Annotated in this window: 4 protein-coding genes; all 4 read left to right on the top strand. The window is 56.7% G+C overall.

Annotated features, from left to right (window positions below; genetic code table 11):
- Positions 1-13: 13 nt before the first annotated feature.
- Positions 14-1,738, top strand: coding sequence for an acetolactate synthase 3 large subunit (locus WD071_RS17605; RefSeq protein WP_368049722.1), 1,725 nt, complete (start codon positions 14-16; stop codon positions 1,736-1,738).
- A gap of 1 nt (position 1,739) precedes the next feature.
- Entirely contained in the window at positions 1,740-2,231 is a 492-nt protein-coding gene (gene ilvN, locus WD071_RS17600) for an acetolactate synthase small subunit (protein WP_294136151.1), read from the top strand.
- A 453-nt stretch (positions 2,232-2,684) separates the two neighbouring features.
- Positions 2,685-5,810, top strand: coding sequence for a 7TM diverse intracellular signaling domain-containing protein (locus tag WD071_RS17595; RefSeq protein ID WP_368049721.1), 3,126 nt, complete (start codon positions 2,685-2,687; stop codon positions 5,808-5,810).
- Between the two features lie 171 nt (positions 5,811-5,981).
- Positions 5,982-9,064 (top strand): beta strand repeat-containing protein (locus WD071_RS17590; RefSeq protein WP_368049720.1); only part of this gene is annotated, 3,083 nt, incomplete at its 3' end.

The raw sequence follows: 9,064 nt of genomic DNA, 5'->3' as shown, positions 1-9,064 counted from the left end.
AGAGGCTATAAAAGTGGAATTGCTTTCTGGTGGTGAAATGCTGATTCGTGCGCTGCACGACGAGGGCGTTGAGCTGTTGTTCGGATATCCGGGCGGCGCCGCGCTGCACATTTACGATGCGATATTCAACCAGGACAAGGTGGCACATATTCTGGTACGTCACGAGCAGGCGGCAACACATGCCGCTGACGGATATGCCAGGGCCACCGGCAAGCCGGGTGTGGTACTGGTAACGTCCGGCCCGGGCGCCACCAATGCCATTACCGGTATTGCGACGGCATTTATGGATTCCATTCCCATGGTGGTCATTTCCGGTCAGGTGGACAGCTCCCTGATCGGTTCCGATGCGTTTCAGGAAACCGACATGGTCGGTGTATCACGGCCCATCGTAAAGCACAGCTTTATGGTGCAGAGCGCCGAAGATATCCCCATGATCGTGAAAAAGGCATTTCATATCGCCACCACCGGCCGTCCCGGCCCGGTGGTCATCGATGTGCCCAAAGATGTCACCGACCCGGCGCGCAAGTTTGAATATCAGTATCCGGCTACCGTGAAAATGCGCTCCTACTCGGTACCGGCCAAGGGCCACACCGGACAGATCAAAAAAGCGGTGGAAATTCTGCTGGCCGCCAAGCGCCCGATCATTTACGCCGGTGGCGGCGTGATTCAGGGCAATGCGGCCGAGCTGCTGACACAACTGGCGCGCAAGCTGGGGTATCCGGTGACCAATACGCTGATGGGCCTGGGCGCGTTCCCGGCACCGGACAAGCAGTTTCTGGGCATGCTGGGTATGCACGGCACCTATGAAGCCAACAACGCCATGCACTTCAGCGACGTGGTGCTGGGTATTGGTGTGCGTTTTGATGACCGTGTAACCAATGCGGTGTCCAAGTTCTGCCCGGGCGCCAAGATCCTGCATGTGGATATCGATCCGGCGTCAATCTCCAAAACGGTGGCGGCGGACGTGCCTATCGTGGGTTCGGTCACCAGTGTGCTGGAAGAAATGCTCGATCTGGTGGATCAGGCCGATGCCAAAGTGGATCGCAAATCACTGGATTTGTGGTGGCAGCAGATTGAAGGCTGGCGCGCCAAACAGTGCCTGAAAGTGACCTCGGCGGAGAACGATGTCATCAAGCCGCAGCAGGTAGTGGACAGTGTCTACCGGATCACCAAAGGCCAGGCCTATGTGTCATCGGATGTCGGCCAGCACCAGATGTTTGCCGCGCAGTATTACCATTTTGACAAGCCGCGGCGCTGGATCAATTCCGGCGGCCTGGGCACCATGGGGTTCGGTTTTCCGGCGGCCATGGGGGTGCAGCTGGCGTTTCCGGATGCGATTTCGGTGTGTATCACCGGTGAGGGCAGCATCCAGATGTGCATACAGGAGCTGGCGACCTGTCTGCAGTACGGTTTGCCGGTGAAGATTGTGTGCCTTAACAATGAGTCGCTGGGCATGGTTCGGCAGTGGCAGGACATGCAGTACGGTGGGCGTTATTCCAACAGCACCTATTCAGAATCCTTGCCTGATTTTGTCAAGCTGGTGGAAGCCTATGGTCATGTTGGCGTTCGCATCGAGAAGTTGTCGGAGCTGGACGAAAAGATGGCGGAGGCGTTTGCCCTGAAAGACCGGCTGGTATTCATTGATGTGGCAGTTGACCCCTCGGAGCATGTGTATCCGATGGCGATCAAGGGTGGTTCGATGAAGGATATGTATCTGAGCAAAACGGAGCGGACATAAGATGAGGCACATTATTTCCATATTGCTGGAGAATGAACCTGGCGCTTTGTCTCGTGTGGTGGGTCTGTTTTCTCAGCGCAATTACAATATCGAGTCGCTGACGGTGGCGCCGACGGAGGATCATACTCTGTCGCGGCTGACGATCACGACGATTGGTGATGATCGCAAGATTGAGCAGATCACCAAACATCTGAACAAGCTGATTGATGTGGTGAAGCTGGTGGATCTGACGGAGGGCTCGCATATCGAGCGTGAGCTGATGTTGCTGAAGGTGAAGGCGACGGGGGCGCAGCGGGCGGAGATCAAGCGGACGACGGATATCTTCCGGGGTCAGATTGTGGATGTGACCAGCACGGTGTACAGCATTCAGTTGACGGGTGCGTCGGACAAACTGGACAGTTTTCTGGCGGCGATTGGTAATGCGTCGGTGCTGGAGGTTGCGCGGACGGGGGTGACGGGGATTTCTCGGGGGGAGAAGGTGCTGAGCCTCTAGAGTCTTTAGTGCTTCGTAGGTCGGTCCGTCGGTGTGGGCAGCTGCCGGACTGATCACTGTTTGGCGAATCGGCAGCGCGGGCTGAGGAGCAGGTGGCAGTCGCGACCGACCGCTTCCTCCGCAAATCCGCCCGGCGCTGCGGAACTCGACCTCGCTGACGCTCGGGACTCGGACAATCCTCGCGCTTTTTCGGGCGGATTTGCTGCGGAAAAGCGCGGCCTGATTGATCGCTCGTTGCCATCTGCTCCTCAGCCCGCTTGTGCATGACCATGGAGTTGGTGGTTTCTCCCGAATATGGTTTTGATCTGTAGTCCCGGATCCGGGGTTTCGTAATTTTGTCTTTGAACTCAATAGGTAACGCTGCTACCATCAGGGAACTCAAAATATTGTAAGAGCGTTTGCGGCGCGTTGCTGGCTCTTTGTATCTGTTTTCCGGAACTGTATGGGGCCTGCGTGACTGACACTCCCATTGTGATCAAACTTCGTGCGTTTGTGGTTGTTCTCCTGCCCGTTTTACTGTTGCTGTTTTCGGCACAATCACGGGCGCAATCGCCAATCCAGCAAAGTAACGCCGGGCTCTCGCAGTCGTGTGTGAATACAGCGGATATCAGCGAAGCCGTTAATCTGTTGCCGTATCTGAGCTTTTACGAAGATGACACCACCACGCTGGAAGCCCCCTGGCGGAATCTTCCGGCTGAAACGTTTCGGCCGGTTCAGGGTTCCGGGCTCACCGCCGTTTTTGCCGATCCTGGCAGTGCTTATTGGGTCCGGTTTTGTTTGCACAACAGTACCGATGTGCCGCGCTCCCTGGTGCTGACCTTTGAGCCGCCGCTGATTCAGCAGTTTGACTTTTACCCCATGGCGCCTGGCGCACAGTCATTTCAGACCGGCAATTCGCGACCCTTTTCCACACGTGACCTGAATCATCCGTCTTACCACTTTTCTGCAGAGCTCGACGCCGGTGAGCAGCAGGAATTTTTCCTGCGCCTGTACACCAACGGTAACCTGTTTCTGATTGGCGCGGTGTATGACGAGCGTCACTATCATGTGATCAAGGACAGGGATCAGGGCGCTTATGGCATTTTTGCGGGCATTTTCCTTGGCTTGATTCTCTACAATCTGATGCTGTATCTGACCATTCGGCAGGCCTCAGCCTTGTGGTATGTGGTGTTTGCCACCACCATATTCTCGTTGCTGACGTTTTTTGATGGCTGGTTCCATCAGTATCTATTGCCGGACGCGCCAGCGCTCAGTTATCAGTTGACGCTCTTGAATTACTGGCTGGCCAGCCTGGTGGCGGGGCTGTTCTACCGCTCGTATCTGAAACTTGGGCGCTATCCGCTGCTGGACAGACTGGGTTTTGTCCTGCTTGGTGTTTTTACCCTGGTTTTGCTGGTTGCCTATCTGATGGGCACGGCGACCTATGTGCGCGCTGCCACTGTGTTTGTGGTGGCCGTTATCATTTATTACGCCCTGATTGTAAATACTTACCTGGTCACCCGCGGGGTGTCCGAGGCGCGTTACTTTTTGTACGCACAAAGTCTGTTTGTGCTGGTGGTGTTGGATCGCAGTTTGCTCAACCTGGGTTTAACCGATAGATACTACGTGTTTTACAGTCCCTCAGCCGGACTTGCCGGCACCATGATCATGCTGGCCTATGCTGTGGGCAAAACCCTGAACGACGACAAGGATAAAGCGCAACAACAGGCGCTGGAGCAGTTGCGCATCAGCAACGAGCTGCGCGAGAACTACAGCCGCAAGCTGGAAAAAGACATCAGCGAGGCGACGGCGGAGATTCGGCAGAAGAATGACGTGCTGGCAAAAAAGGCGCAGGAACTTGAGGATCTGAACAGCGCCAAATCACATTTTTTTGCCAATATCAGCCATGAATTCCGCACACCACTGACGCTGATCCAGGGGCCACTGGGCTCGCTGCTTGAGCGCGCCGACGATGATGATTCGGCGCTGGTCAAGTCAGTGATCCGGCAGTCACAGCAATTACAGAACCTGATTGATCAGTTACTGGCCTTGAGCAAGTTCGACAGTGATGCCCTGCAGCTGGAAGCGTCGAAAATGGATGTGGTCAGCTTTGTGCGTCACCTGAGTTCACAGTTTTCCAGCTTTGCCGAGCAAAAAGGTATTGCGCTTAATTTCACTTGCGCCCACGAGACACTGTCGGTGTACCTGGATCGCGAAAAATTCCAGATCGTCATCAACAACCTGCTCAGTAACGCGGTGAAGTTCACCGATCAGGGCGGCCGCATTGATGTCGATGTCAGTGTGGTGGGTATTGATGCCACTGATGAGGCGGATTTTGACCCCGACAACCTGAGCACCGATGCCTATGTGCAGATCTCTGTGACGGATACCGGTCAGGGTATCCCTGAAACCAGCCTGCCGTATGTGTTTGACCGCTACTTTCAGGCCAAGCAGACCACCGGCCTGCAGCAGGGCACCGGCATCGGGCTGGCACTGGCCAGAGAGCTGGTCAATATGCACGTCGGGCAAATCCGCGCCAGCAGCATAGAAGGTGTTGGTTCGCGTTTTGTGGTGCAGATACCGCTGGGCAAGGCGCATCTTAAACCCGGAGAACTGCGGGATGTGGAGACCCCGGCCACCGATATCCCGGAGCTTGCGCCAGATCTGCCTGCATCGGCAGCACCCCTCAACGAAGAGCCAGCAATGGCTGGCGTTCCGCAATCGAACAGCGGTGTCGGCCGTCTTCTGGTGGTCGATGACAATGCCGATATGCGCGAGTACCTGTGTGCCCTGCTGCAACCGTTTTACCAGGTGGTGACTGCCAAAGACGGCGTGCACGCAGAAGAAGTATTGCGGCAGCAGGATGTCGCGCTGGTGATCACCGACATGATGATGCCGCGCCGGGATGGTCTTGGCCTGATTGAGCTGCTGCGGGCCGATACTCAGTTTGCTCATATACCGGTGATCATGCTCACCGCCCGTGCCGGGCAGGAAGACAAGCTGACCGGCCTGCAGTCGCTGGCCGATGACTACCTGATCAAACCCTTCGATGCCAAAGAACTGCTGGCGCGTATCCATGTGCTGCTGCGCAAACAGGCACAAATGCGGGCATTTTACGGTGTGGCAACAAAACCTGCGGTTGCTGAGGGCAGCGATGCAGCGCCTGACACGGGGCCGTCTGGCCTTGAACCGTCTGACCATCAAATATCTGGGCATGAACGGCCTGATCATGAACACTCTGATCATGAACCCCTTGGGCATGACCTGCTCAGCCGTATGCGCCGCATTGTTGAAGCCAGGCTGCATGAGCAGGGCTTTGGTGTGGAAAACCTGGCCCGCGATATGTACATGAGCACGCCTACGTTGCGCCGCCGCCTGGCGGAAACAGCATCGTTCACCCCCTCCGACTTCATACGCCAGTGCCGCCTGGAGAAGGCCCGCCAGCTGGCCGCGACCGGCCAGTATCGCAACCTGGGCGCACTGGCGGCGGCCGTGGGCTTCAACCAGGCCAGCTATTTTGCCCGGCTTTACCGGCAGGCGTTTAACGTCTCGCCCCTGGCCGGTGATGAGCCGTCTCAGGATGCCGAGCAGGGCTCATAAATCGATCAGGGAGGGCACAGATCGATCAGCCACGCTCCCGCGCGTTACCAAATCGTTTAATCATCGTCACTGACGCGTCAGTCCTACGGGCAACGCTACGATCCATGCTCGCCAGCCTTTAAGATAGAGTAGACATTAAGTCTGAGACATCTTTGAAAAGGTCGCGCCTCCATGATCGAGTTTGCCCGTTCTGTTATTGCCGCCAGCAAGCGCTTCCCCGGTCGATACCCGACTGCTGCGGGCACACCTCGTTCATGGCTGTTGCGCAGCCTGTGTATAGTTGTTTTGTTGTTGCCCTCTGTCCACACCCTGGCGCAGTTTGAGGGTGGTAACGGTAGTGCGGACACCCCTTATCAAATCGCCACGCCGGCGGGGCTGAATGCGATTCGTAACAATCTAAGTGCTAACTATATCCTCACTGCTGACATTGATTTGACAGCCGCCACCAGAGAGGGCGGCGCATACTGGCATGGTGGATTGGGTTGGGAGCCGATTGGCTACTATAGTTCAGATGGGGAACCCATCGCATTCCGGGGCAGCCTGGATGGCAATGGTTTCAAGATCAGAGGGTTGCATATTGACCGCCCCGGTTCTGACTACATCGGACTGTTTGGTATCGCCACTGGTTCCGGCACTGGTCCAGTGAAACTGGCAGGACTGGCGCTGGAAGAGGTCAGCGTAAAGGGCGGTTCATCTGTTGGTGGTTTAGTGGGAGAGATGGGGTCCAATGTCCGGATTGAGCATAGCTACGTGGCGGGCAGTGTGACCGCCACTGGGAACAAGGTCGGTGGCCTGGCAGGCGACTACGACGGTGCCATAGAGAGCAGTTATGCCACAGCAGCCGTGAGCGGTTCTTCCCGTGTTGGTGGTTTGGTAGGTGCAACCAATGGCATTATTACCCGTAGTTATGCCACTGGAAACGTGAGTGGAATTGGAAATGTTGGCGGTCTCGCGGGGGAGTTAGGTGGAGCACTTGATGACTCCATTGCTGACAGTTATGCCATGGGGGATGTCACCGGCAATACCAGCGTCGGTGGCCTGGTGGGTAATGCCTCGTCAGGCACTGTGAGCAACAGCTACGCGATTGGCAGTGTCAACGACGGGGCTGCCGGCACCGGGATTGGTGGCCTGGTGGGGAGTCTTAGCAACCCAGCGAGCGTGAACAACAGCTACTGGAACACTGAGACCACGGGCCAGAGCAGCTCTGCTGGTGGCGAGGGCGTCACTGGCCTGACCAGCGCGGAGATGCGTCAGCAGACCTCGTTTGCCGAATTTGATTTTGATGATACCTGGCAGATCCAGGAAAGCGTTACCTTCCCTGTTCTGCAAGGCCTATTACAGAGCCCGGCGCCCGGCGTTGCAGCCCCGGTGATCAGCAGCCCGAGCGATCTGGCGGCGGGGGTATCACGTCAACCAGTGCTGCAGTGGACGGCAGCTTCCGATGAGTCGGCTGCAATTACCGCGAGTTACGATCTGCAGGTATCGGCTAACGAGGGTTTTTCCTCGTTTATCGTGAACGAGACCGACCGCAACGGCACCGAATATACGATCACCGCCGACCTGGCTCTGGGAGCCACGATCTACTGGCGTGTACGCTCGGTGAACGCGGCAGGCGAGAGTGCCTGGACCCAGAGCAGTTTTACCACCACGTTTTTCTTAGGGGGTGACGGCCTCAGTAAAGAAACGGCCTGGCAAATCGCCACGCCGGCGGGGCTGAATGCAATCCGCAATGACCTCGCGGCGCATTATATTCTCGTTGACAATATTGATCTGACTGAGGCCACCAGAGAGGGGGGCGATTACTGGCATGGTGGACTGGGTTGGGAGCCAATCGGAGTCTACTACAGCGCATTCTCTCCACCTTTCACAGGCAGCCTGAATGGCAACGATCGCAAGATCACAGGGTTGTTTATCAATCGCACCGAAAACGGTGAAGCCCCAAACAGTGTCGGACTCGTTGGCGTCATCAGTGGGTCGGCGACACTGACCGGCTTGGCGCTGGAAGCGGTGAACATTACCGGTGGTCAAAATGTTGGTGGTTTGGTGAGCCGGGCGACGGGTATCAACAACAGGATTGAAAATAGCTACGTGACGGGCAGTGTGACTGGCACTGGAGCGTTTGCAGGTGGCCTGGTGGGGCACCTGGAAAATGGCGATATCGGTAACAGTTACACCTCTGTTGCAGTAAGCGGTCTTGATAGTGTTGGTGGTTTGGCAGGTAGAGTAGGTTCGGGTGATATTACCAACAGTTATGCTAGTGGCAATGTCAGCGGCGGTGGTGTAGATATCGGAGGTTTGGTCGGAATTTTAAGCCGCGGCACGATCGCCCGCAGTTATGCCACTGGTAACGTGAGTGGAGACGGGAGTGTTGGTGGTCTGGTGGGGCTGGCCAGTCAGTCTCCAACCTCAATTGCGAACAGTTATGCCACCGGAGATGTCGTCGGCAACAGCAGAGTCGGTGGCCTGGTGGGTTTGGCTGCCGCCGGTACTGTCAACAACAGCTATGCAATTGGCAGTGTCAGCGTCAGCGACGGGGGTGCTGGCACCGAGATTGGCGGTCTGGTGGGCGGGCCTAGTTCAGGTGGCGCAACTATTACCAACAGTTACTGGAACACCGAGACCACAGGCCAGGGCAGCTCGGCCGGCTCGGACGATTCGTTTGGCCTGACCAGCGCGCAAATGCGTTTACAGTGTTCGTTTGGCGACCTTGAGTGTGCGGATACCTGGGACTTTACGAATACCTGGCAGATACAGCCGGGGCTTTCCTTCCCGGTCCTAAAGAACCTGGTTCAGAGCCCGGCGCCCGGCTTTGATGCGCCGGATGTTCCCGTGATCAGCAGCCCGGCCAACCTGGCTACGCGTGTGGTCCGTCAGCCTGTGCTGGATTGGGAGGCTGCCTCAGCAGCGGCGGCTGACATGACCGACACTTATGATCTGCAGGTGTCGGCGAATGCGGCGTTCTCCTCGTTTATCGTCAATCAGACCGGTATCACCGACACCCAATACGCGATCAACACAGACCTGGCGCTGGATGCCACAATATACTGGCGTGTACGCTCTGTGAATGGCGCAGGCGAGAGCGACTGGACTCCGACGAGCAGTTTTACCACCACGTTCTTTACAGGAGGTGACGGCCTTAGTAAAGAAACGGCCTGGCAAATAGCCACGCCGGCGGGGCTGAATGAAATCCGCAATAACCCAAGCGCGCACTTTATCCTGTCTGCTGACATTGATCTGACTGAGGCCACCAGAGA

The sequence above is a fragment of the Pseudohongiella sp. genome (assembly GCF_040877505.1).
Classification (GTDB): domain Bacteria; phylum Pseudomonadota; class Gammaproteobacteria; order Pseudomonadales; family Pseudohongiellaceae; genus Pseudohongiella.
The sequence above is the reverse complement of the archived record's forward strand: the minus strand, read 5'-3'. Positions and strand labels throughout refer to the sequence as shown.